Annotated in this window: 16 protein-coding genes; 2 read left to right on the forward strand and 14 right to left on the reverse strand. The window is 54.5% G+C overall.

Annotated features, from left to right (window positions below; all coding sequences use genetic code 11):
* Window positions 1–4: 4 nt before the first annotated feature.
* The 8 genes from RB298_RS17285 to RB298_RS17320 all read right to left on the reverse strand — a co-directional run bounded on the left by RB298_RS17285 (window position 5) and on the right by RB298_RS17320 (window position 16,200).
* The gene (locus RB298_RS17285) at window positions 5–4,225 is read right to left on the reverse strand and encodes a glycoside hydrolase family 2 protein (RefSeq protein WP_486047691.1); all 4,221 of its coding nucleotides are present in this window, start codon (window positions 4,223–4,225) and stop codon (window positions 5–7) included.
* A complete protein-coding gene (locus RB298_RS17290; protein ID WP_486047693.1) occupies window positions 4,218–4,904 on the reverse strand; it encodes a hypothetical protein in 687 nt (228 codons plus the stop codon). The genes RB298_RS17285 and RB298_RS17290 overlap by 8 nt, the downstream gene beginning before the upstream one ends.
* 120 nt (window positions 4,905–5,024) lie before the next feature.
* Window positions 5,025–8,798, reverse strand: a complete 3,774-nt coding sequence (locus RB298_RS17295) for an Ig-like domain-containing protein (RefSeq protein WP_486047695.1) — start codon at window positions 8,796–8,798, stop codon at window positions 5,025–5,027.
* Window positions 8,799–8,930: 132 nt separating this feature from the next.
* Window positions 8,931–10,457: an ABC transporter substrate-binding protein gene (locus RB298_RS17300; protein ID WP_192572080.1), complete on the reverse strand. Its 1,527-nt coding sequence runs from the start codon at window positions 10,455–10,457 to the stop codon at window positions 8,931–8,933.
* Between the two features lie 36 nt (window positions 10,458–10,493).
* The gene (locus RB298_RS17305) at window positions 10,494–11,378 is read right to left on the reverse strand and encodes a carbohydrate ABC transporter permease (RefSeq protein ID WP_090913611.1); all 885 of its coding nucleotides are present in this window, start codon (window positions 11,376–11,378) and stop codon (window positions 10,494–10,496) included.
* A 15-nt stretch (window positions 11,379–11,393) separates the two neighbouring features.
* Window positions 11,394–12,419 (reverse strand): ABC transporter permease, encoded by a 1,026-nt coding sequence (locus RB298_RS17310; protein WP_486047698.1) that lies wholly within the window; start codon window positions 12,417–12,419, stop codon window positions 11,394–11,396.
* Window positions 12,420–12,853: 434 nt separating this feature from the next.
* Window positions 12,854–15,163 carry a helix-turn-helix domain-containing protein gene (locus tag RB298_RS17315; RefSeq protein ID WP_486047700.1) on the reverse strand — a complete coding sequence of 770 codons (2,310 nt, stop codon included), beginning with the start codon at window positions 15,161–15,163 and terminating at the stop codon, window positions 12,854–12,856.
* 140 nt (window positions 15,164–15,303) lie between these two features.
* The gene (locus tag RB298_RS17320; protein WP_096773530.1) at window positions 15,304–16,200 is read right to left on the reverse strand and encodes a helix-turn-helix domain-containing protein; all 897 of its coding nucleotides are present in this window, start codon (window positions 16,198–16,200) and stop codon (window positions 15,304–15,306) included.
* 135 nt (window positions 16,201–16,335) lie between these two features.
* Here RB298_RS17320 and RB298_RS17325 point away from each other — a divergent pair, with 135 nt between their 5' ends.
* Window positions 16,336–18,321, forward strand: a complete 1,986-nt coding sequence (locus RB298_RS17325; RefSeq protein ID WP_096773529.1) for an alpha-amylase family protein — start codon at window positions 16,336–16,338, stop codon at window positions 18,319–18,321.
* A gap of 293 nt (window positions 18,322–18,614) precedes the next feature.
* Here the strand turns inward: RB298_RS17325 and RB298_RS17330 are convergent, their stop codons facing one another.
* From RB298_RS17330 to RB298_RS17340, 3 genes are all read right to left on the reverse strand, one after another.
* Window positions 18,615–19,637 carry a serine hydrolase domain-containing protein gene (locus tag RB298_RS17330; RefSeq protein WP_486047703.1) on the reverse strand — a complete coding sequence of 341 codons (1,023 nt, stop codon included), beginning with the start codon at window positions 19,635–19,637 and terminating at the stop codon, window positions 18,615–18,617.
* Window positions 19,637–20,485, reverse strand: a complete 849-nt coding sequence (locus RB298_RS17335) for a MerR family transcriptional regulator (protein ID WP_096773527.1) — start codon at window positions 20,483–20,485, stop codon at window positions 19,637–19,639. The genes RB298_RS17330 and RB298_RS17335 overlap by 1 nt, the downstream gene beginning before the upstream one ends.
* A 117-nt stretch (window positions 20,486–20,602) precedes the next feature.
* On the reverse strand, window positions 20,603–21,382 hold the full coding sequence (locus tag RB298_RS17340; protein ID WP_096773526.1) for an alpha/beta fold hydrolase: 780 nt from the start codon (window positions 21,380–21,382) through the stop codon (window positions 20,603–20,605).
* A gap of 277 nt (window positions 21,383–21,659) precedes the next feature.
* Here RB298_RS17340 and RB298_RS17345 point away from each other — a divergent pair, with 277 nt between their 5' ends.
* Complete coding sequence (locus tag RB298_RS17345; RefSeq protein ID WP_486047705.1) at window positions 21,660–23,705, forward strand: serine hydrolase domain-containing protein; 2,046 nt, start codon at window positions 21,660–21,662, stop codon at window positions 23,703–23,705.
* 134 nt (window positions 23,706–23,839) lie between these two features.
* On the opposite strand, the gene RB298_RS17350 is transcribed toward RB298_RS17345, so the two are convergent.
* From RB298_RS17350 to RB298_RS17360, 3 genes are all read right to left on the reverse strand, one after another.
* A complete protein-coding gene (locus tag RB298_RS17350; protein WP_452520571.1) occupies window positions 23,840–24,052 on the reverse strand; it encodes a phosphotransferase family protein in 213 nt (70 codons plus the stop codon).
* A 19-nt stretch (window positions 24,053–24,071) separates the two neighbouring features.
* Window positions 24,072–24,374: a hypothetical protein gene (locus RB298_RS17355; protein ID WP_375119685.1), complete on the reverse strand. Its 303-nt coding sequence runs from the start codon at window positions 24,372–24,374 to the stop codon at window positions 24,072–24,074.
* Window positions 24,375–24,543: 169 nt separating this feature from the next.
* Complete coding sequence (locus RB298_RS17360; RefSeq protein ID WP_486047706.1) at window positions 24,544–25,509, reverse strand: DUF4097 family beta strand repeat-containing protein; 966 nt, start codon at window positions 25,507–25,509, stop codon at window positions 24,544–24,546.
* Between the last annotated feature and the right edge of the window lie 91 nt (window positions 25,510–25,600).

Raw genomic sequence — 25,600 nt, forward strand, 5'->3', positions numbered from 1 at the left:
ACCACTATTTCGGCTCGACTTCGTCCAGGGTCATGCGGTATTCCAAATCCTTCATGTACGATCCATGCTCGTGCAGAAAGACCATGCCGAAGTCCATATTCCCGCCGTTTCCATGGACAATCGCGATCAGCCGGTTAAGGCCGCTCTTCAGGACAAGCTCAAGTTCTGGCTCCGGCACAAACTCGCCGTTCAAATAAATGTCGTACGGTGTTTCCGATCGAATTCTCATGCATCCCTTGCGGTACGACTCGGCGCCTTCAGGGACCTGTACGAAACAGCTCAAGAACCATGGCTCGTTCGCGGCATGGGCGATCCGCATCTTTCCGTCCTCGGACCTCCGCTCTTTTTTCTGCATCCAGCCGTATAAGCCTTCTCCCAAATTATTGAGTGAATATTCGGGATCGGTATAATACGTTTTCATGGCTTCGTAATCGACGTAAGGCGGGCAAGGCAGCGCCATAACCGCTTCCACGGCCCATGCGCCGTCATCTTTCTCGCTCTCCAGTAAGCGGTCATCGAAGGCAGACCCCAGATTGGCGAGAAGTCGAGTGTACAATCGCTGCGCTTTGTCACTGTCAAGATCAGTCAGAAGCTGCGAACAGAGAATGGAACCTGCCCCTATCCTCTCTCCAACGAGAAAAGCACCGGGTCGGCGAGCGTTCCTGCAGTTGATTTCAACCAGCGCAAGACGGCTGTATTCGGATGTATAACCATCCACGAAATAGTCCTTCCAGGCAGTTCCCTCGATGCTTACGCACACATCGTTCGTGCCCGGCACTTCCAGCCGATCGCTGGCCAGCGGCCGGTTCACGACATTGCGCGGCGAAAGGAACACTTTATCGAAGCCGAACAAATCAACCGGGCTAAAGCCGCGCACGGCGTCGTGGGAGTAATCTGCCGTTAGATGGTAGGCCTTGTGCGGCTCCACGCGTACCGGACGGCCCAACAAGCGGGCAAGCGTGTCCTGCTGACTGCTGTCCGCCGGCAGGACAAGCACATGCCCGCCGGCTTCGGCATAGCGCTTGACGGCCTCGGCAGCGCCAGGCGACCCAAGCAGGCGGGCTTCGGCCACGAGCAGGCCGAAGGATTGCTCGGGGAATTCGCGCTCCGCAGCTTCACCTATCACCGCTGCGGCATCCAGCACCTTATAACGCAGCCGAAGTCGGTCGAGGAACGCTGCCGCTGTCCCGCCAGGGCTTACCAGCGCTCCTGCCGTCCGCATGGCGGCGGGGACGACAGCTTCCTCGGCCCGCCCTGCATAAGCCAGCAGGTTGCGCAGCAGCAGACAAGCTTGCGGTACTCGGTCTAGATTGGCCATGATCTCCAGCTGATTGGCCAGAAACATGCCGCTTCCGCTCCGATATTCCAGCAGCGGCGACCAAAGATCCCCCCCGTCGCCGAAATCGCCGGCGCTGCACTCCAGCAGCAAGGTGAAATCGCCATGGACCGGCTTTTCGAACGCGGCTCGTATGATCGGCAACGGCCCTTCTTCGCGCAGCTCCTCGTGCCAGAACATCAGGTCCTCGTCGCTCAAGCCCTTCAGCACCGGATGACGGTAATCCCCGGCATAGGCGCGCAGAAAAGGCCTGCGCGACAGCGTAAGCCGACCGAGCGACAGGCCGGTCTGCTCCAGCAGAAGCAGGCGTCCGCCCCTCGCAACGAAGGCTTTAAGCTCCGCTTCCAGCCTGCCGTCCGAATCCTCCGCATTGCTGCCAATAATCAGCAAATCATCGGACGACAGCAAGGCGATCGCGTCGCGGTTCGCCCGTTGGCAGCCGGGTACAAGCCGGCGGATCCGGATATAATCTTCTTCAGAGCCCCAGTAAGCCGCCGGGCGGCCGACTTCGACAGGATCATGGAGCAAGCTTCCCGGCACAAGCCGGTATTCCTTGCGCAGCTCAAACATCAGACGCTCGCCATGAAACAGCGAGGCCTTCAGCAGCGCCGTCCCTTCCGTATCCACGGGGATGGGAGTCCATGTGATTTCAAAGGCCTTGGACTCGGCCGGCTCTTGATGGAACGTGAAGATACGATCCAGCACGATCGTCTCCCCTTGCATGACCTCGCATTCAATACGCACGTCTTGTGCGGACAGCGTGTCGTTGAAGACGTCAAAGCTGCGCGAGATGGGCGCGTCGTCGTAGAAGCAGCCGTTGTATTCGGCCGCGAACATCGTAACCGGCTTCATCGCCTCCGCCATGATGGCGAAAGCCGGATTAGGAAGATACATCGGATGATCCGGGAGCATACCGTTGTTGATCGTCAGCGAATAGGCCGGGATCTTCTTGGGGCTTACGCCGGGCAAGCCCGGTTCCAACGGCGGAGCTGCGACGTCGTTCTCCGGCATCGACCGCATGAAATAATGCGCGAAATTAAACGTGGCTATGCCCGAGACGCCTTGCCGCCGCGCATACTCCACGAATAGGCGTTCCTTGTGCGCCAGTCCGGCCGTGCTTTCGTCCGTACCGCGATAGGCCTGCAGCCCTGCGTACATGCTGGCGTTCTGCGGGCATATGTACCACCATCCGCCGTGTTCGCCGAAGGTCAAAGGGACGGAACGGTCCCATTGAGCAATGGTGCCGTCGATGTTGTAATGACGGCTCTCCACTTCCGTATGCGCTTTGGACAGCAGCCGATTGTCCCCTTCTGCGATGATCGGCCGCGTTGGATCCAGTTCGCGCATTGCCTCCATGAAGCCGGGAATCTGCGACCTGTAGCCGTCCCGGCCGTCTACCCAGCGCATTTCGTTCTGCAAGCTCCACATGATGACCGAAGGATGATTCTTGTCGCGCCGAACGAGCCGCTGAACATGCAACCGACAATGGGCCAAGTATTCGGGATGGTCGGCGAGCATGGATTTGCCCGATCCATATATGGCCGTTTCGTCGATAATCATCATGCCCTCCTCGTCGGCAATCCGCACATAATCTTCCGGATAGGGTTCGGCATGCAGGCGGATACTGTTGATTCCGACAGACCGGCACATCCGGTACCAATTACGGATATACGTCTCCGTCTGCTGGAGTCCGCCTTGAAAATGCCACGAATCGCCGCGAAGATGGATCGGGATCCCGTTCAGCATAAATTGAGGACCTTCGCACCAAAATTCGCGGAAACCGAATACCTCTTCGCGCCGGTCGAGAACCTGCTCACCTGCTACAAGTTCAAGCACCGCGACATAAAGGAATGGCGTGTCAGGATGCCACAGCTTGGCGTCCTGCCAATCCAGGGTGAAGGAGGCGCGATAAACCGCTCCGCCGCGTTCGTTCTCGCACAACCGAAGCATTCCAGCAGCAGAGAGATCGACCTGTTCAGCGGGCTGCTCCGCCTGGAGGACCGGAACGGCCAGATTGTCTTCGGCTTCCGCTCTCCCTCCTGTCCTTCTATCCACGAGGTGCCTCTCCGTTTCAATTCCACGGCCCTGAGCTTGCTGCGGCTTCGCATCTTGAACCCCGTATCGATGGGTGCCGCTGCCTGACGAATCGGCATCCCTTGCCTCCGAAAGTTCTCCATCCTGTCGCAATACGCCAAGTTCCCGCACGCTCAGCCTCACATGGATCGGCCCAAGAACCGGAGCCGTTTCGGCCGTCCCGGCGATAACCGCAAGCTCCAAGCACTTCTTCCGCACGGACGTGCAAATGGTTACATCCTCCAGTGAAAGAACCGGGTAGCTTTCCAGATAGACATCCTGCCATATCCCTCTGGCGACATTGCCAAACCATGAACCTGTCAATCCCGTCACTTTCTCCATGCCGGACGGAAGCTTCACTCTGTCGAAGCTCCCGCATAGGACATGGAGATGATGCTCACGGCCCGGCGCCACGCTCGACGTGATATCGAGCCGCAGCGGCAGGTAGCCGTCCTCCCAAACCGCGACTTCCGCCCCGTCGAGAAATAGGACGGCTTTTTGCATAATGCCGTCCAGCCGCAGGACGATCCGCTGACCGGCCATGTGTTCGGGAATCCGGAAGCAGCGGTGCAGAACGCCCGCTTCTGCGGCGTTCCACGCCTTGGGATAGCTGTAGAGATCCATCGGAGCATATCCGTGCTCGTGAATTTCGCCGAACGTTCTGCCGTTTGGCTGCTCGTACGACCGTCTCCAGCTGGAAGGAACTCGGACGGGCTCCGGCTCGTAGACGATCTCATCCGGAAGCTGCCGGCGCTGCGGCTGATCGTACAGCGGCATGAAGTCCCACTCTCCGTTCAGGCACCATCGGTTACGCATGCTTTGTACCCTGCCTTTCGTCGGAGATGCGCACTTCCCGTACAAGCTCCAGCTCCCGCCAGATCTCCTGTCCGCTCGGCGCCTCCTCCCACTTGATAAAATGCGGGTCCATCGCCGCCGCCCAATCATCCGGCCGGAGCGAAGTATTCAGCTTCCCTTTGTAGGGCGCTGGCTCAAGCGTAGCGGGAAACTCCGAGTAGAAGAAGAGCATATTCTCATGCAGGCCGATGATCCCGTACTTGTCTCCATCGCCAGGCCGTTCTTCCTGGTACTGGTAATGATAGTACACGTAGCTGGCCGTCTCTTCGGGCTTCAGCCGGGCGATCCTTCCATACGGCACGCTGTCTTTATACCTGCGTTCCCAATGCTTCTCCGAAGCGGGGGCTTGGTAATGAAAAATATCGGTCATGGCCGCCCATCGTCGTTCTAATCCCCCTCCCGGCCAAACGGCCAGCCACGAATTGGCTTCCGGCAGCAGAATTTCCGGAAGGACCTGCTCACCTCGGCATTCATAATAAAGAAACATCCGGCTTCCATCCGCAAACAAACTTAATCGGGGTACGCCCTCCCGCTTCATCGCATCTTCAACCGCTTGAATAAACCGTTCCCCGCGAAAACGGGAACGGATTTTTCCCCCGATTTCCTCGGCCCTATATAAACATCGTTGCATGAATGGCATGCAGCACCTCCTGCTGTCAATTTTGATGTTACAGGATGTCTCAATTTCAAGAAGCTGAAGCTTTCTTTTGCGATAGTAAAAGGCGGCCCCCCCTAATACCGGGAGGACACGCCGCATATCTTATGGCACCACCGAGAAGCGGATATCGTCAAACAGCATATAATCGAATCCGCTGACATAGAAGCCCACTTTGCCTGAAGGCTGATGATTCGGGTCCGTAGCGGCAAGTCTTGGCTCGTTGTTCACGTAAACCGCGACGTCCCCATTCTTCACGACGACCTTGACCGCATATTCCGTGTCCGGCAATAAGTCGCGAGTCGGCAAAGGGGTCTCGGCTATCTTCTGCCATGCCGAATCGTAGAGGATCCAGGACGAGGTTCCATCCGCCCGGGATCGATAGCCGATCCGGGTCGAACCGCTGCCCGCCTGACGGTCGAAAATATAAAAGGTTCCTTCCTCCGGCATCGACGACGGGGTCTTTAGCTTGAATTCGAGTACATACGATTCAAAGACGCGGTCCAGCAGACCCGTGGCACCGTTCAAAATTTTGTATCGGCGATTGCCGCTGAGATCCGCCGCGATGCTGCGGTTCGGGTCTACCGGCCAGCCGTTGCCGCCCGATTCGAAGTCGGTTTCGTGCATGATGCCCGAAACGGTCACCGCGATATCCGCCTTGATAAGCGGATTGACGACGGACACGGCGGTAATGATGGTCTGTCCTTCATATACGGCATGGACGACGCCCGTATCGCTTACCTCCGCCACGGATGGATCGGCGGATTGCCAAGTCATGCCGGTATCCGGGGTATCCACGGGATCGAACGTTACCTGCATCTGATGCTGCTCGCCGGCGGCAAGCCGTATTTCGCGCTCGGACGGTATGATGCCGGCCAGCTCCGTGCTCAGCGCCTTGAACCGGATGTCGTCAAACAGCATATGGCTGACGTTGTTGACATAGAATCCGACCTTGCCTGCCGCATTATGGCCCGGATCGACTGCCTTGAGACGGAATTGGCCGTCCACGTATACGCTGATATCGCCGCCTTTGACCAGCACCTTGATCTCGTATTCCGTGTTTGGCTGCAGGTCGTGGCCGGGGAGCTTCTCTTCGCGCAGCACGGTCCAGGCTGCGTTATACAGCAGCCAGGAGGAGGATCCGTCCGGACGTGTTTTGTAACCGACGCGGGTCGAACCGCTGCCCGCCTGGCGATCGAACACGTACAGCGTTGCGTTTTCACCGATCGACTCGGGTGTCTTCAGCTTGAAGCTCAGCTCATATTCGGCGAAGGATTTCTCGCTGAGTGCGGTAGCCCCGTTCAGTATCTTATACCAGCGGTTGTCGCCTTCTTTGACGATGCTGCGGTTCGCATCCTGCGGCCAGCCGTTCGCCCCCGACTCGAAATTGGTGAAATCCATGACGCCGTCTCCGGCTTCGACCGTGACGCCCACCGCCGCCGTGAGCTGCGGATTCTCCGCCGACGCCACGGTGACGACCGTTTGGCCCACCGCCTGGCCCGTGACGATGCCGTTAGTATCGACCGTGGCGACACCGGGATCGGCCGACGTGAAGACCAGCTTCGGATTATCCGCGTTCCATGGGAGTACCGCCGTGCGCAGCTTCACCGTTTTCCAACGATCTACCGTGATTTGGTTGTCATAGACCACCACATTTTGCACCGGATAGCTGTCCGGACTGCTCGTGGTACCTGCTTTCCCGTTAATGCCGATCTCGTGAAACGGAATATCCGGGAAGCCGGGGATGGCCTGGAATACTTGCGCATCCGGACGCAGCGACAGATCGCCTCCTGCCAGATTGACGAAACCAGGATCCTCGTTAGTAACCCAGTTATCCGCATATTGGACCAGATTGAATTTGTCGTACGCACCTTCCGCGTTGGTTGTCGAGCTTCGCGGAACTGTCGGATTGTATACGACGTTGCCGTGGAACGTGTTCGTGTCCGGATAATAGCGGTTTTCCGTGAAAAAGTTTGCCAGCTCCGGATATTTGGACAGATACGGCGTCCCGACGAAGTCGTTGTTGGCCTCGAACAGCGCCTCCCACTTTGGCATGTAATTCAACGGAACCTGATCGTCCGGCTCGTCGCCGAGAAACAAATCCGCGTAGTCGTACGGAATCTTGCTGTCCACGAATATATTGTTGCGGGTCAGAATATGCGCGCCGCCGTTGTTTTTGATCGCCGAGTTGCCCATTTTATAAAAGATGTTCTCGTCGATCTTCAATCCCATCGTGAAGTTATCGGGATATACCCCTTCCACGCCGGGCTTGGCTTCGCCGATGTTATGGAAGTAATTGCGGCGGATGACGGTGCCCCGCTGCTGCGGCGTTTCGCCCGCGTTCATGTAAATGGCGCCTAGATCCGAGAAGGTTTTGCAAACGTCATAAATGTCGTTGTACTCTACAAGATGATCATTGCCGAATATCAGCACACCGGGATGAGGAGCATCATGCAGCTCGTTGTGCGACATGCGGTTGCCCACTCCGGACAAGAGGACGCCCGGATTGTAAGCCTTATGATAATAGGCAAAATCATGAATGTGCGAGTTTTCCACGGCGTTGTTGCCCGGCGCGAGCGTTGTCTTGTCGCCTCCGGTGAGCGTGACGGCGGTTCCCCCGATATGGTGGATGTGGGTGTACTCGATCTTGTGGTCTGTTCCGGGAACCCCCGTAAAGTCGTTATAATGAAACCGGCTCTGGGTGTTGACCAGCACGCCGCTGTTGGTGAAGTTGCGAATTTCGCTATGGAGGACGCGCATATGGCTTCCGCCCATGAAGACGACCGCCGAATCGCGCCCGTTCTCCAGGATCAGCTCCGAGAAATCGATATGGGATGCATCCAATGCATTGATCATCGGCGTCTTGAGCATCGTCACTTCAATGGAAGGATTCGCGGTCATGAATTCGGCGTTCGGCAGAAAATAGAGCTTTCCGGCCTGGCGGTCGATGTAATACTCGCCGGGCATGTCGATCTCCTCCAGCAGGTTTTGCGCGAAATGGAAATCCGGGTACCAATTTTTGAAAATGCCGCTCATTTCTCCGTACCGGAGCGTGATGCTTCTGGCATCGGTGTCGATGGAAGCGATTTTGTTGTAGGACCATTCCCAGCTGTAGCCGAAAATGCCATCCAGCCAGATGTCGTCCGCCTGTGTCCAGTATTGCGGTCTGTCATACGTATACGTAAAGGTCCCGCCTCTTGTATGGACCTCCCCGTTCGGATCTTTCCGCGTCGGTCCGGGATCGAGGATTTCGTCCATTTGGACGGTTCCCTCGTTCGGCCAGCGTGCCAGCGTCATCCCTTGCCCGCCCACGTACAACTCCATCGGCGGCACCTTGCTCAAATCGTTGGCCAAGTAATAACCGTGCCGGCTCATCTCGCCGTAATCGGTAATGCCGAGGGCGGCCAGATCGGCGACCAGCACTTCGTTTCTTGCTTCTTCGCTAATAATGCGGTTCAGCACGGCAGGATCGGCTACCGGAACGAATGCGGATTTCTCCAGCTGCTTAGAACCGGACAAGATAACCGTTTCGCCCGGATAGGCCGTATAGGTTACCGGCTTGCCCGCTTCCCCCGAATCCTGCAAACCCAGCTCAAAGCTGGCTGCGCGCTCGTACCGGCCTTCCCGAAGATAGACCGTGACGCCGCCCCGAGGCAGCCCTTTCTTCGCTTTCAACGCCCGAATGGCGTCACGCGCTTTTTCCAACGTTCGAAACGGTTTGTTGATCGTCCCTTTGTTCGAGTCATTTCCGTCCAAGGCTACGTAAAAAGCCGTCCCGTGCGGATTTCCATAAGCCGACGCCGTCTCGGCGGCCGGCAGAAATGGATACAGCGCAAACAACAGGCTTGCCGCCAGTGCCGCAAGCACAAGCTTCTTCATAAATCGCTCCCCTTCCTCCAACGTGGAATCCGGTCAGCTCTGTCTGCGCCGTGCGCGCAGTGTCGTCAAAGCCCACCCGGGCAGCAGGTTTCTCCCGTTTCGTCTCCATCCGTCTATAAGCTTACTGGCCGATTATTTCAAGCCCTTATCTTTCAGGAATTGCTCGAACTGACGCGTCACCTCCTCCACGTATTTATCTTCGCCCGCCTCCTTCAGCTTGCCGTAAAGAACGGGCCAGGTCTCCTCGAAATCGAGCGTGCCGGTCACGAGTCCCCGTTTGTACTCGCCCCATACGGCATTCAGGTTCGCGATTTCCGTGCTGACCGGCTCGGAATTGAACTTGAAGGCGCCGACCGGATTGATTTCAGAGCTTTCGTTGATTTTTTTCGTTTCCTCCCATATGTTCTCCGGTTGGCCTTCCTTCAGGTAGGAATTGAAGACGCTGCCGAAGACCCAATCCATGTTCGGACGATACCTGGAATCCGGCATCGCTTTGATATACTCCCCGCTCAGCTTCTCGTAATGCACTCCCTCTAAGCCGTTGATCATCAGGTTATAGAGCTCCTTATCGGTGTTGATCAGATTGAGCAGCATCATGGCCCGTTCCGGATTCGGCGAAGTGCGGCTGATCGACTGGTTGGTCGTTGCCGAATAACCGTTGGAGAACCAATCGCTGAGCGGGATGATGATGACATCGTTTCCGCCGTTCTTCGGCTTGACCTCTGCCTCGACCCCAGGCTTCAATGTGACGTCGAACTCGACCGCGATCTGGCCCTTGGATTGGTAGTCGGTCATTTTTTCCGTGGCCGCGTCCTTGTGGATGTACCCGGCTTTATACCATTTGCTGGCCAGGCGGAAATTGTCCAGCTCCTCCTCCGGATAGCGATGCAACGTGTAGGACGGGTCATCGGTCTTGATGTAGAAATGATCGTCAAGCCCCGGAACGACCCAATATTGATCGTCATGCGCCTGCGGGTTGACAAACGAGCCGCCGAACAGGCCGATCGGAATGATGCCCGGCTCGTTCTGCTTGATTTGCTCAAGGAACGGCTCGATATCCGCTATCGTTTTGATCGTGGATGGATCCAAGCCGTATTTGTCGGCAAACCGCTTCTGCACGATAAAGCCGTATCTCGACCCGTTGATTTGCTGATTCGGGATGCCGTAAATTTCCCCGTCCACCGAGAGGCCATCCCACATCACCTGAGGGACGTCCGTCTTCAGCTGCGGCGCGTACTCATCCAGGAGCCCGTTCAGCGGTTGAATAGCCCCTTTCCGTACAAGCTCTTCCGGTTTCAGCATGTAACCGGTCCAGAGAATGTCGAACTTCTCGCCTGCCGCCAGTACGGTATTCATCTTCTGCACGTAATCCCCGATTGCGACCGGCATCAGCTTGACGGTGGCGTTCAGCTTCTCCTTCACGATTTTGTTGATCTCCTCTTCAACCTTCTTCTGGTCCGGCTGCAGCTGCAGCAGCGGATAATACCAAGTCAGCTCTGCGGGCTCAAGCCCGCTAGCGCCGCTCGCCTCCGGTGTCGATCCTTGCGTGCCGGTCGTTCCGCTGCCCGTATCGCTCTTCCCGCCGCTGCCTCCGCAGCCGGCAAGCGCGGACATGGCGATCATGATGACCGCGAGCAATCCGAATAATCTTTTTTTCATGACATGACCTCCTGAATGTTTATTGGTTGATGTATGTTAACCCTTAAGGGAGCCAACCGTAAGCCCTTTCACGAAGAACCGTTGGAAGAACGGGAAGATGATCAGCATCGGCCCGCCGGCCAGCACCGCGATCGCCATTCTTGCCGAGTTGTTCGGGAAGCTGGATAAATCGATGCCCAGCTGCTGCGAGAATTCCGAATTGGAGGTTATGAACTCGATGCTGCCCAGCGTTCGCACAAGCAGCAGCTGCAGCGGCACCTTGTCGGGATCGTCGATATACAGCATGGCGTTGAACCATTCGTTCCAGTACGTGAACGAGATAAGCAAACCCAGCGTGGCCAAGGCCGGCGTGGAGAGCGGCAATATGATCCGGAAAAAGATGCGCAGCTCCCTTGCCCCGTCGATTTTGGCGGATTCCACGATTTCAAGCGGAATTTTGGACATGAATCCCTTCATGACCATGATGTTGAAGGGCGAGAGCAGAACCGGCAGGATTAGGGCAAGCAAGCTGTCCTTTAAATGCAGGTATTGGGTGATGAGAATATAGGAAGGGACGAGCCCGCCGCTGAACAGCATCGTGAAAAACACGTAAAACGTCGTTACCCTGTTGTAGCGGTAATCCGGTCTCGAGATGACGTATGCGGTCATCGCGGTGAGCAGAAGGCCTGCCAGCGCTCCAATGACGGTCACCGTGATCGTGACCCCGTAGGCCCGCAGCAAAATGTCGGGTGCGTCGAGAAGATAGCGATAAGCCTCCAGGCTGAACGTTTCTGGAAAAAACTGATAGCCCTTGTCGGTAAGCGACGCTTCGTCCGTCAGCGAGACCGCGACAACGAGCAGAAACGGCAGGACGATGGCCAGCGATAGCAGGATGAACAGCAGATGGATCAACATTTTGGATAGTTCGAACTTCTTCGGCATCGGATATCCTCCTTCTTACCACAGGGAATGCTCTGGATTGATTTTGCGCACGATTCCGTTCGCCGCCAGCACGAGCACGAAACCGACAACCGACTGATAGAAGCCCGTGGCGGCCGACATGCTGACATTACCGATCTCTCGGAGTGCGCGGTATACGTACGTATCGATAATATCCGTGGATCCGTACAGGAAGCCGGAGTTGTTCGGAATGAAATAATGCAGTCCGAAGTCGCCGCGGAACATGTTGCCGATGGACAAAATCAGCAGAATGATGACCAGCGGAGCCAGCAGCGGGACCGTAATTCTCGTGGCCATCTGCCATTTCGTCGCACCATCGATCCGGGCTGCCTCGTAATACTCGCTGTTAATGCCGATAATGCCCGCAAAATAAATAAGCGTGTTGAAGCCGACTGCCTTCCATAAATGAACAAGAATGAGAATGGCCGGCCATGCCTCGGCCGTCTGGTACCAACTGATCGGATCCATGCCGAACATTTGCAAGGTGCGGTTAATGAAACCGTCGGAATGGTTCAGGAAGGCATATGCCACGTATCCGACCAGCACCCAGGATAGAAAGTGGGGCAGAAACAGCGCGGTCTGATAAAATTTGCTCCATTTCGCCCTGAGCTCGTTCATCAGAATGGCCAACAACAGCGCAGCGGCCGTGGTAACTGCAATGTAAGCGGCATTATACAGCACCGTATTGCGCGTGATCCGCCAAGCCGTATCGGTCGAGAACAAATAACGGAAGTTTTCCAGACCTACCCATTCGCTGCCGAATATGCCGAGATCGTAGCGATAATGCTTGAAGGCGATGATCAATCCCACCAATGGAATATAGGCAAAAATCAGCTTGTACAGAATCCCCGGCAGGGATAAGAGAAACAGCTCGCGGTTGTTTCGAAAGTGGCGAAGCTCCCTGCGAAGCGCCGATTTTTTTGGGCGAGTGCCGGCTGGTTCTGAATCCGGGTCGGGCCCGGTTCCCGATCGGTTCGCCGGTTCCGCGCCCATAGAGCCCGATCGTGTAATCTTCTTCAACATAGCGAAAGCCCCTTCCTTTCCTTGTGCACTTCTTGCCTGCGTTCCAGGCTTTGCACGTTTAACGATAGCTCAAACGCGGTACTTTCCGTTACTGTACAATTTCAGGATTGCTGTACAGGCGGACTGTAGGGATTTCGGAATGCTGTACAGCCGGCTGTATAGATCCAAGATTGCTGCACTTGCAAAATTTCAGGGCCTCTGCCGACACTAAGGGGCTACCATTCTCCCATCATCGATGCGATGCCCAAGGTGCAGGAGCAGTGGAGACAGTACTTTTCAGTTAAGCGTTGATCCAACTGGTCGACGGGGGCTCGCAGATTGTATCGAATCTGCCGGTTCGCCCGCATTCGAATGGATATCATTGTCGGAGCACGGCATGGCAAAAACCCGCAAACGGCAACACTCGCCTGCGGGTCTGATGGAACCTGTGCGATTTAAGTACTGCGCTCGATGGCGCACTTCAGGCGGTACTCTTTCGGGGTCGTTCCATACCGGCGCTTGAACAGCCGATAGAAATAGCTTTCATTGCCGAAGCCTACCTTCTCCATGATTTCGGCCACGGTCAATTGCTGCTGCTCCAGATACTGCTGGGCACGGGCAAGCCGAGTCGCGTTGATCTGGTCGACTACCGTCGCACCTTCCTGCGCCTTGAACACTTGCCCCAAATAGACGGAACTCATCTTCAGCATATCGGCGATCTTCTGTACGTTGAGGTCCGGATCGGCATAATGCTTATCGATCATTTCCTTGACGGTATCCGCAAGCAGCCGGTTTTTATCCTCGCGTCCGCTCCTGCGCTGCTCGAACACTTCCCGCACGACGTCCAGGAGCACGCACTCGATCTCGTCCAGCGTCTCTTTTTCGAGAATGCGGCGGTTAATTGCCTGCAGATTGACCGACACCGGGTTCAAGTTGTTATTATTCATTTCACCAAGCGTATGGCTCAGCGTCATGGTCAAATGCAGCAGCGCCGAAAACATGCCGTCAAAGCTAAACTCGGCAAGATGCTCCCTCCAGCTCCGAATCGCTTGCTCCGTCTCGTCCGGATTGCCGCCCTTTAAGCCCTCCGTCAGCCGGCGTTCCAGTTCCTTCGGAATGGTAAGCGATTCGTTTCGCTCGTTCCTGCGGATCATCTCCGGCCGGATCACGGCGCCCTTACCGAATATCATGCGATAGTTGGAATGCCGCAGCGCCAGATTGTAATGTTTCGTAAGCTGGCGATAATCCTCGAAGGTATCGCTTAGCGTTACGGTGAACGTAATCCGATAGAAGCGGAGAATGGTTTGCTGAAGTTCACGGAAGCGTTCGTGCAAGGACTCGAGGTGACCGGAATCGCCCCCGACAACAAAAACGAGATGGCCGCTCTTCATATCCGCCGCTTCGCAGGAGCCGCCATGGCGCAGCAGCTCCTGGCCGATATTCGCGATGGCGAAGGAATAAAGCTCTTCCGCCCGGGGAACCGGCTGCAGGACCTGGCTTTGCAGGTCGTCGAGCTGCACAAGCGCAAGTCGAAGCGGCGACGGATGCACGATATCGATCCCGTACTGCTCCTTCATCCGCATAAACGCTGCTTCGTCCATGCTGTCGCTTGTGCCGATCAGGCTCCGCAGATGATATAACTTGGCGATATTCCATTGCGTGGCCCGCTCCTGTTCCAATCCTCTGAGCTTGCCGATCATTTCCGTTACGTTCTCCGTGATCAGGGACAGCTCATCCTTGGCTTTGGCGTCTCCACGTCCATCGTAGGGCACCAGCGTAAGCAGGCGTCCTACCGGTTTGTATAGCCGGAGCGAAATCAGTACGGACAGCAGCAAAGCCAGCACGGCCACGGACAATGTCACGGCCATCTCCGTCCACCGCATCTGGCGGACGCTGCCCAGCACGTCGTCATAGTCTTGAAGGCTGATGATCTGCCAGTCGTTTAAGCCTTTGCTTAAATAGGTGACCTTATATTTCTTATCGCCTTGTTGATGGATGAAGGAGTCCGGTGCATGGTTTGCCGAGCCCATCCGTCCGAGTAAATCTCTCTTGATGTCCAGCCCGGGCGGTAGCTTGCGGTCGCCCGCCATCAGCACTTGACCATTGCCGTCCGTAACGAACAGGACGTCGTTTTCCCGTTCGGCGACCCGATTAAGCGCTTTCACATTGTCCAGCATCCACCCCGGCTTCACGGTCAAGATCAGCGCGTTCCGATTGACGGAACCGAGGCTCGGCCCATCATATATGAAAAATGCGAACACGTCGATGCCTTCGTTCTCCCCGTCGAGATCGAGCGGAATGAGCTGCAGCTTCGGCAGGTCCGCACGAGCGTCCATGTAATCTTCCAATGCGCCGTAAAGGACGCGCGTATCCATATCATGGCTCAGCGACGAGAAAAAACGGCCCTGTTTGCCGTTATAAAAAACGGCGGCGTGCAAGTACGGGGAAGCAGCAACCGTGCGGTTCAAACGTTCGATCTTCAGGATGCTCTGCTTATAATCCGCCCCGGATTTCAGTGCGATGAGCTCTTCGTCGTTATACAGCGATACCGCCAAATCCTTCACGATCCCGTTCATGTTCTCGATGTTGTAGTTGATTTGGGTGAGCAGCTTGACGTCGGCCTCATGCTGGAGGCTCAACACTTTGTCACGGGCGGCGGCGTTCAGAAAGAGGGAGGCTATGGCGAGCATGGCGACGACGAGCATAAAGCTCAGGATAATCCGCTGCAAATATTTGCGAGAGCGGAGGGTTTGCAGCAAGTTCATGGGACCACTCTCCTGCAAGTTTAGGTGGCTTTACTATAAGCCGCCGGGATTTTCATTGTCAATCTGCATTTTCGAAATATTACCCTGTACGGGATACGCACTGACCGTATCTCTGGGTATTGTCGTATGATCAGGGCTGCTCAGGTGACCCGCCCCTCGCCATCCCTCTTCTGCCGAAGCATTTGCCGATAAGCACCTGGCGTCATGCCAACCTTGGCGGTAAACAGGCGCGTCATGTAGTTCGAATCGCGGATTCCCACGCGTTCCGCGATCTCGGAAATGCCAAGCACCGTGCCGCCAAGCAGTTTCTTGGCCTCCTCCAGGCGCAGGTGCAGCACGTACTGCAGTGGCGTTTTGCCGATATGCCTCTTCATGCATCTTGCGACATAACTCGCTTGGAAGTGGAGCTTTTCCTCCAGCGCGGCCCGTTCAAACGGCTCCTTCCAATGTTCGTTCAAATAGGCTGCGGCGGCCTGGGCCAGCCGGACGGAAGGCTCCGGCTCGGATGTCCGGGCGCAGCCAGCCTGCAGCGCGGCAAACAGCTCGGTCAGCAAAAGGTGGAGCTGGAGCGCATTTTCCCCGTTCAGTCTGTTGTGGGTATCGTTCAATCCGCGCAGCATAGGCTCCAAGGTTTGCACCTCGAAGGGCGCAAACTTCGGCAAGTACATGCGCTGCTGCGGAGAAGGCTCAACGTCTTCTACCGTGCCTTTGGACAGCAGGTTCGACCAGGGAATATCTTCCCGACGGATGCGCGCGGCCGGATGACCATGAATGAAATGCACCCAATAAATCTCCGTATGCTCCGAGCAGGCTCGGTGTCCGACATGCGGCAGTCCCGCTTCCAGCACCAGCAGCTTTCCCGCGCCGACCTCATACTCCGTCTGTTCTTCCGTCATATAGAGCGTTCCTTTCGTGACCAGAAGCAGGTCATAAACGCCGAAGGTGCGGGCGAAATGCCTGTCTCCCGGCTTCCATACGGCATGTCCGGCCGTAACGAATTGCGGCAGCGGCGGTATGGCGAATTCTAAGCACAGCATAGCCATCCCCTCCTTTTCGCAAGTTCATTTTGTGCTAATCAAAGTCTATATTATCACTGGTTGCCCGCATGAAAAAGAGGTACATTTGATCACGAGAAACCGCTCTCATATAGCGACTAAGGAGGCTGTTTACGCATGCGTTTTCGTCAGGTTCATCTCGACTTCCATACATCCGAGGCCATTCCCGGCATCGGTAGCCGGTTTTCAAAACCCCAGTTTCAGAACATGCTGCGCGCTGGGCATGTCGATTCCATCACCGTGTTTTCTAAATGCCATCACGGCTGGGCTTACCATCCGAGCGAAGCCAATGAAACGCACCCGCATCTCTCATTCGATCTGCTGGGCGAAATGATCTCGGCTGCCCATGAAATCGGCGTCAAGACGCCGGTGTACTTATCCGCGGGGCTGGACGAAAAGCTGGCGCGGCGCCATCCCGAATGGCTGATCCGCGACGCGGAAGACCGTACGCGCTGGGCAAAAGATTTCATGACGCCCGGTTACCATGAATTTTGCTTCAACACGCCTTACCTGGACATCTTGCTGGCGCAAATCCGCGAGGTAGTTTCCAGGTATGATGCGGACGGCATTTTTCTTGACATCGTCGGAATCCGTCAATGCCGGTGCCAGCATTGCGTGGCCGCGCTGCGATCAGCGGGTCATGACCCTCGCGATGAAGCTGCCGTTGCCGCGTTAGGCGAATCCACCTACCTGAACTATGCCCGCCGGGTAAGAGAAACGATCGATGAGATCAAACCCGGTCTGCCGGTATTCCATAACAGCGGCCATCAACGTCGCGGCCGCCGCGACCTTGCTCAAGTCAACAGCCATTTGGAACTCGAATCGCTTCCTACCGGAGGCTGGGGTTACGATCACTTTCCGCTGTCCGCACGCTATGCACAGACGCTAGGCATGGACTATCTCGGCATGACGGGCAAATTCCATACCTCCTGGGGCGAATTCGGCGGTTACAAGCATCCGAACGCACTGCGCTTCGAAACGGCGCTCAGTCTCGCCCATGGCGCCAAGTGCTCGATCGGCGACCAGCTTCATCCTTCGGGTCTTATGGATGAAGCAACCTACGCCTTGATCGGCACAGCCTATGCGGAGGTGGAAGCGAAAGAGCCTTGGTGCAGCGCAACCTCTTCCGTGGCGGACATCGCCGTCCTGTCGCTGGAGGCTGCTTGGGAGGCTTGCCCGGAAGCACGGAAGTCGAATGACCGGAACAACCTGGCGGATGCCGGTGCGGTACGCATCCTGACCGAAGGGCATTACCTTTACGACATCGTGGATGCAAGTGCTGATTTTAGCCTCTACAACGTGCTGATTCTGCCGGACGAGGTACCGATATGGCCCGAATTGGAAGAGGACATCCGTGCATTCACCGCGGGCGGAGGAAAAGTTCTAGCCTCGGGTCGTTCGGGTTTGAATGCGGCAGGCGACGCGTTTGCGCTGGATCTCGGATTGAACTGGCAGGGCCAGAGCCCATACCGTCCGTCTTATTTCCGCCCGGACTTTGTTCCAGGACCTCTCATGCCTGCATCGTACGTAATGTACGGTGAAGGTCAGCTGGTTGAATTGAACGGCGGCCGAACGCTTGGCAGCAGGGAGAACCCGTACTTCAACCGCGATGTGTTCACGTTCTGCTCACATCAGCACACGCCAAGCGACGGAGAAGACGGCGGCCCGGGCATGATCGAGAGCACAAACGGCATCTACATCGCTTGGAATGTGTTCGGCGACTATGCGGACAACGGCCATCTCATTCTGAAGGAGATGGTATTGCATGCGATCGACCGGCTCCTGCCGCAGCCTACTCTGCGCTGCGATTTGCCGGCACGGGGCATCGCGACGCTGCAGTATCAGCAGGAGGAGAATCGTTATATCAATCACCTTCTCTATGCTTCTCCTGTCCTGAAGGGGCGCATTGAAGTCATCGAGGACATCGTACCGCTGCGGGATGTTTCCGTCCGCTTGCGCCTCCCTTCGGCGCCTTCGATCCGGCGGGTCTATCTGGCCCCCTCGATGGAAGAGCTTCCTTATACCATTGGGAGTCAGGGGGAGATCAACTATACGGTTCCCAATCTGGATAATCATCAAATGGTTGTGCTGGAACTGGCGTAAACAACATGCTTGCCTTCATGATGAGGGAACAGTTCTTCCATATGATACAAGCAGCCGCAGTCTGGAGACTGCGGCTGTTCGCATCATATCGGTTCATTTGCAGGTCTTTCATGTTGCCTGCTCACCTTTCTTTCGTCATGTGGCGAACGAATGTCAGCTGCTCAGCCGTTCTGAAGCTGGGTGCATTTGCTTAGTAATCGGATTATACATCTTCTAGCAGAACGGAATTGCGATGAGAACCAGGTACCTAACAAGGAAAGAAGATAGCGCGAATGGCGTTTACGTTCCTCGATTTATTCTATGACAGCGGAAAGCACGCCTTCCTTTATCAAGGTCCATCGATCCCGCGGATTGGCGATAAAGGACGATGCAATCGCTACAACCATATTTTTTTCCGGAATGCAGCAGATGATATTGCCTCCATCGCCTACGGCCGAATATGTATAAATTCCGTCCTCATCCCTCAGCCACCACAAATAACCGTATTGGTTAGCGTTCATCGCCGTTGATTGGTCTATCCAATCTCCCGGTATAATCGGTTGTCCGTCCCATAGGCCGCGGTTCAGGTACAGAAAACCGAAACGCGCCATATCGCGCGGGCTTAACGTAAGGCCCCATCCACCCGTGGTGTTGCCGCCGGGGTCTTTGACCCATCCCCTGACGTCTTTACCGAATAAATGATCAAATCCGAATGATCCCATGTCATGATCCGGGATTTCGGTCATCCCAATCGGTTTAAACAAGTGTTCGTTCGCAAGGGCGCGTGCGCTTTTTCCGGTGGTGCGGGTGATAATGGCTGACAGCAGGTGCGCTCCTGCGGTGGAATATTTGAACGCTCCCAGGGTTCCGCCTTCCCCCAGCATATCAAGCGTATATGCTACCCAATCAGGCTGCATGCACATTTTGTCCAATGGCTCGCGCCAGTCCTCAAAGGGATACGGAGCCGTCATCGTAAGAAGATGGCGAAGCGTAATGTCTTGTATTTGCCGATCAGCGGACTTGTGTTCATATTCGGGAAAGAAATCCAGCACCTTTTGATCCGAATTGTCAATATAACCGGCACCGATGGCAATGCCTATGAGGGCGGATAAAACGCTCTTGGTGACCGATGCCACATGGTGGGTATCCTCCGGGCCGCAACCATGATCGTATTTTTCATATGCGATATATCCGTTTCTCACCACGACCATACCCTTGATGTTGCCGTATTCGGATGGGATCAAAGCATCAAGGTCCGAAAGCTTGCCGGCATCCAAACTCAAGGCTTCAGGGGCAGCGGCTTGCCATGCCTTCGTTGGCCAATACTCTCTCTTCATTAGAGATACCTCGCATTTTTTATTTGTTTTTTCGACACGGGAAAATAGACCTCAGTAACCAAGTGCTCGGCCGCCGTGGCTTGATTCGGATCGGTTACATAGATTTCATACGGGGATTGGCTCAATGCGTATCCCTCTTCTTCTATCCATTCCCTGAGCCTGGCATATACCGATGTCAAATCCGAATAGGAACCCTTCCAAACAGACTTGGCACATCGTCCTCCCTCCAGGTCCCTCGTTCCAATAACCCTCTCCTTGACCGGGAGGGCAAACTCGGTGTCATTGCCTGCGGGATTGTATTCGGAGCTGTGATAAATCGTCATGGGCGTACCAACCAATGTAAGCTTCTCCTTGGCAATCTGTTCATATAACCCGCTAAAATACCTGCCATAACCCAGAGCATAATCCTCCCTGCTCATCATCCGGCGAATGAAAAGAAGATGCATTGGCGCCCGATCCACAAGCTGCACTTCAATTCGATTCAGGTACGACATCACGTCGATGCCCTTTTCCAGACTCAGGATATCCTGGTCCATTCGGTTCAGGGCATGATGATACATATCTAATTTGTGCTGGACTTCCCGACGCTTGCGGTGAAGGGCCGTGTAAAGCTTCTCATCCGAGTGACCCGGTTCCCCCGCTAAGATTTCTTTGATTTCGTCCAGTGAAAAATGGTAAGACTTCAACCGGTTAATATAGAGCATTCTCTTTAGCTGACCGATGGAATAATACCTATACCCGTTTTCCGGATTGATCTGATCCGGATGAATTAATCCGATTTCATCGTAATACCGAAGCGTCTTCGTCGATACTTCGCATAGTTTGGAGAATTCCCCGATCGGCAGCAAGGATCCACCTCTTTCCGTATATAGACTCTTGGTTCAAGATCACTTTACACCTTGCCCTTAGGGCAAAGTCCACTGCTAATTTGTAAAATGGAATCCCTGATCTTCCTCGCCTCCGTACTACACCTGAGGAAGATCTTCCGGCAGTTCCCCGGTGTTCAGCCACTTCCCCGTTACGCGGTTGAATAATGCCGGATCGGCAAGCGGTATGCCGTGCCCGATACCGGGAAACACGATCCCCTCCGCACGGTTGGATAGCTGCACAAGGTCCCTGGCTGATTTTTTAACGCTGGCTCTTTCCTTCTCCCCGACCGTAACCAATACCTTCGTCGAAGATTCTTTGATGCTTGGAGAGATTGCATAGGACATGTTTTCCTTGAGCACCGAAACCAGCAGCTCCGAGGGCATATGCAGGGATTCCGAATAATACTGTTCAAAATCATCCCGATTCACGTACAGCGTGCTTGCCTGCCATCTGGAGAACCATCGGTATTTGGTCAGCGGAAAGGTCATTCGTACAGAAGGTTCGATCAGCTTCAGCGCAGCCGGCATCGGCCTAAGCAAAGCGCTGTTTACGATTGCGTAATCGATGAGTTGAGGTCGTTGGCACATCATTTCCACGAGAATCTGCGCCCCCAAGGAAAAACCGAATACAATAATTTCCCTTCCGTCCGCCTTATTCGAGATGACCTCATTGATCTGGGCTGCAGTGCGTTTTATAGAAAAGGGCCCGTTGGCGGAGCTGCCGCCGTGTCCGGGTAAATCGGGAACCAGGCAGTAATCGTCTTTAAAAAAGGGAAGCTGCTTGTTCCACATCCAGCCGCTTACCCCGCCCCCATGCAAAAATACGATCATCCTTGACGCATGAATGTTTCCGCTCTCCTTCATGAATAAGTTCATTGTATCATCCCCAATATATAACATTTACTATTAATACAATTATAGTATATTAAACTTAATATTTAACGGTGATTTAAAAAATTATTATACTTTTATACGATACATGGTATAAGTTATGCATTGCACGGATTGCTAACACAATTCCCTGGACCAAAGTCGAGTCTGGTTTCCTGCCGCGGATCCAGTTCAAACTCCTTCTTGGGACTGTTCTTCCTCCTTCCTGCATGGTCTACCATTAAGTGGAAATCCAATGCAAATGAGATAAGGAGAGGAACCCATGAAGCCGAAGAAACAAAGCAAGTCAAGAACCATTCGTGTATTGGCAGCCTCCGTGCTGTCCGCCAGTCTGCTGGCTTTCCCCGTCGATATTCATGCGGCAGCGGCCAAATCCGCAGAAGTCGCAGTCGAATCCCGGCATGCGGGGGCACCGGTACTAAGCTCCAACGAAGTCAAGGCATTCGCTGACGCTTATTTTGCCGATCCCCAGGTTTCGGACATGCTGGCAGGCGCACTAGTAGTGGTCGTGCAAGACGACAAGGTGCTGTTGAATACGGGCTACGGTTACGCCGATCTTGAATCCAAGAAGAAGATTGATCCGGATCGTACATTGTTCCGCATGGCATCGATATCGAAATCGGTTACTGCAACGGCGGTCATGCAGCTGGTCGAGAACGGGAAAATCGACCTGAAGCAAAACATAACCGAATACATGCCGGATGTGAATATCCCTAACCATACCGGCGCCCCCGTCACCGTTGAGCATTTGCTGACGCATACGACGGGCTTCGATTTTACGGACAGCTACTCGGTTCCGCCTCACATCATTCAGAAGGGCGAGATTCCGCTCTCCGATTTTATCCGGGTGAATGCTCCGGCCGTGGTTCGTACGCCTGGTGAAGTTTACCGGTATGACAATCTGGCATCCTCCATGCAGGGATATATTGTCCAGAGCGTAGCTGGAGAGCCGTTTGAGAACTATATCAAAAAGCAAATATTCGACCCGCTGAACATGAAGCATGCCGCATTTCGAATGAACGACGATATCATCGCGAATCTTGCCACGGGGTACAATGTCGATCAACACCCGATAAAGCCTTACGAGAACGTGCCTACCATCGCACCCGAAGGCGGCATGTTCGCCAGCGGTACCGATATGGCCAATTTCATTACTGCCCATCTGAACGAGGGCCGATTCGGATCGGCCCGCATCCTGAAGGAGGAAACGACGCGATTGATGCACAAGACGCATTATGATGCCGCTGGCATTCCGTTGACGTCTTACGGCTTCGAGTCGTTCATGCACAACAGCCATAACGGCCAAACGGTGATTGGCAAAGGCGGCGATTTGGAGGGCTACCATTCCTGGCTTTGGCTGCTTCCCGACCAGAATGTCGGTGGTCTGATCGTTGTTAACAGCGACAAGAGCGCTTCGATCCGCAGCGAATTTTTCGTCGCGTTCATGGATCATTTCTATCCGAAAAAGCAGGGCTCAGAGAATTCATTCCCACTCCATCAGGAGCAGCTGCAGAAATTCGAGGGCCTATACAGAAGCCTGAGGACTCCGATAATCGCCACCCAGGTGACTGCCGGACAAGGCGAGCTGCTGGTTAACGATGCCATGGGCGAGCATAAACTCAAACCGGTCGGACCGCTGCGGTTTGTGGATGAGAACGGTGTACCCGCCGCGTTTAAGGAAGATGATAACGGTGATGTTGCGTACATGTATTACACGGCCATCGACAGTATGTCCGAGAAGCTCCCGAATCCTGCTCCTTACAACGACGTCCCTGAAGAAAATCCTTATGCCAAGGACATTTACTTCGCTCAGTCTCTCCAGGCTTTCGGGGATAAAGGACAATCCAGCTTCCGGCCGGATGAACCGATTACCCGGGCCGAGTTTGTCAGCGTCATCAGCAGGCTGGCCGGCATGAAGCCTAGCGAAAGCGTAAGCATATTCAAAGATATGCAAGGGCACCCGCTTGCTGGTTATGTGCAGAATGCTGCGGATATGGGCGCCGTGATCGGCAAGACGAACCAGAATTTCGAACCCGATCAGCCGATCACGCGCCAAGAGGCTGCAGTTATCATATGGCGGACTGCGCATCATGCGCTTGGCGCGAAGGCCGTCCCGGCCAAACTCCGTACGAAACCGGCCGCGTGGGCGGATGAAGCGGTGCAGTTTATGGTCGGAACCGGCATGCATGGTCCCGAAGTGACCAAGGATGCAAACGGTGCGGCCGAATACCGCCCAACGGACAATCTTCTGCGGAAGGAAGCGGCGGCCATCTACGCGAAACTGATTCAGCAGGCTTTAGGTTTTTAATTTGGTCCGCTGCTTACTAGTGGAAGCTTGGCACTCATAGCTTAATATGAATAAGAACAGCTGACGGTTTCGAATCGTCAGCTGTTCTAGTACGAATCATAATCAGGTGATGGTGATTAGCCCCCCGATCCTATCTAGAAAAATGCATATAATCCTTCTTCAAAGTACTTGTACTCCGACTCGCTAATCCTTCCTCTCCCATATCCTTCAAAGAAAACGTCGATTTCCGATTCGGTTTCAATCGCGTTCGGTTTAGGGCGTATCGCCAAAGACACATCATACCTTGGATCACCAAGCGCTCCACCGCTCCAATCTATGATGCCCGCAATGTTTCCGTCGCGAACCAAAACATTATCAATCGTGAAATCACCATGTATTAAGGTGTTTGTTAAGCGCCCACGATTGATTGTTTTCTTTATCTTCCACGAACCTGTAAACCGAAGGGACCAGCAACGATGTCTTTTGCAGAGAATGCAGAACGCGGATTTCTTGTGCCAGCCACGAGTTGTACTGCTCTCCCTTCGTTCGCTTTAGAATAAATCGCCCCTGCTCGTTTTCCAGTATTCCTACATCCGATGTATGACCCTGTCTTGGAAATTCCAGCTTGGATACCGTACCTACTTCATCTATAATCGACTCGGGTATTTCATGCAATTGAATCGGAAGCATATCATGTCTCCTCACCTATAAATTGGAAGCAAATATTCTTCCTCATTATACACACTGCATTCGCCTTCAATCGATAATTTTCACCTTGGCTTTTGTACCTTGTTGACTTCATGCACAACAAAAAAGACATCCCCGTTAGGATGTCTTCTCGTCTCTTTTATGCACAGAATTATTCCAGCTTGAAGTTTCCGGAGCCCGTGCGAACCTTCAACAGCACGTCGCCGCTGCCAAGCGTTCCCTTCAGTCTTCCTTTGTCTTCGTCCTTCACCTCGTAACGCATTCCATCCAACCGAATATTTCCCTCACCGGAACTTCCCTGGTAATCGACTTCCAACGAAGTAGGTTCTTGAGCCAGATCAATGCTCACGTTGCCGCTGCCGGTTTGCAGATCGGCATCATGAACCAATCGTTCCGCATCCACGCGGATATTGCCGGATCCCGTCTTGCCTTGCAAAGCCGCTTCTCCATCACTCAGCTCAACGTTGCCGCTGCCGTTTTGAAAGCTCAGCTGTTCGGCATGATAGCCGTCTGCCGAGATTTCGCCGGACCCCGATTGCAGCGCCACCGATTCGGCTTCAATCTCCTCAACTTCGATATTGCCGCTGCCGGTATGCACCGCCAGCTCGCCGGCGTTCACCTGCTGGACATTGACATTGCCGCTGCCTGCCTTGACGGTAACCTCGTCTCCCAGTAAGCTCTCTACTTCGATATTACCGCTCCCGCTTTCGATCTTGGCCGTTTCCCAGTTCTTTTCCGGTAACTCCACCGTTAACTGTAGATCCATAATGCTTATACCCAGATTAATGCCATGATCTTCTTCGACGCCAACCGTCATCGAATCGCCGTTCGGCTCAACCTGCAGTTTCACCTGGTCGGCATATTTCGAACTTGCCTTTCCACTCAGCAGCACCTTGATCTGATCCGCGGCTCCTTGGACGACATGAATGTCGATGCTTCCGGTCTTCACCGTCAAGTCCCGGTAATCATCCGCATCAAACGTTTGCTCTTCATTTATCTTCTTGGTGTCAAAGGAAAAGCCGAATTGAATATCCGAAAAAATGTTCCTTGGGTTCATCGTAAAGATCAGCAGCAGCACCCCGACTGCCACGATCAAAAATCCTGTTCTCTTCTTCATAACGTGTTCCTCATTCCTTCCGTTTCGTCCCTTTATGAGTTCTCTTTTTTTGCCAATTACTCAAGTCCTGTTCAGTATATCATCCCTACGG

The organism is Priestia sp. BR_2, assembly GCF_041954005.1.
Taxonomy (GTDB): domain Bacteria; phylum Bacillota; class Bacilli; order Paenibacillales; family Paenibacillaceae; genus Paenibacillus_AQ; species Paenibacillus_AQ lautus_A.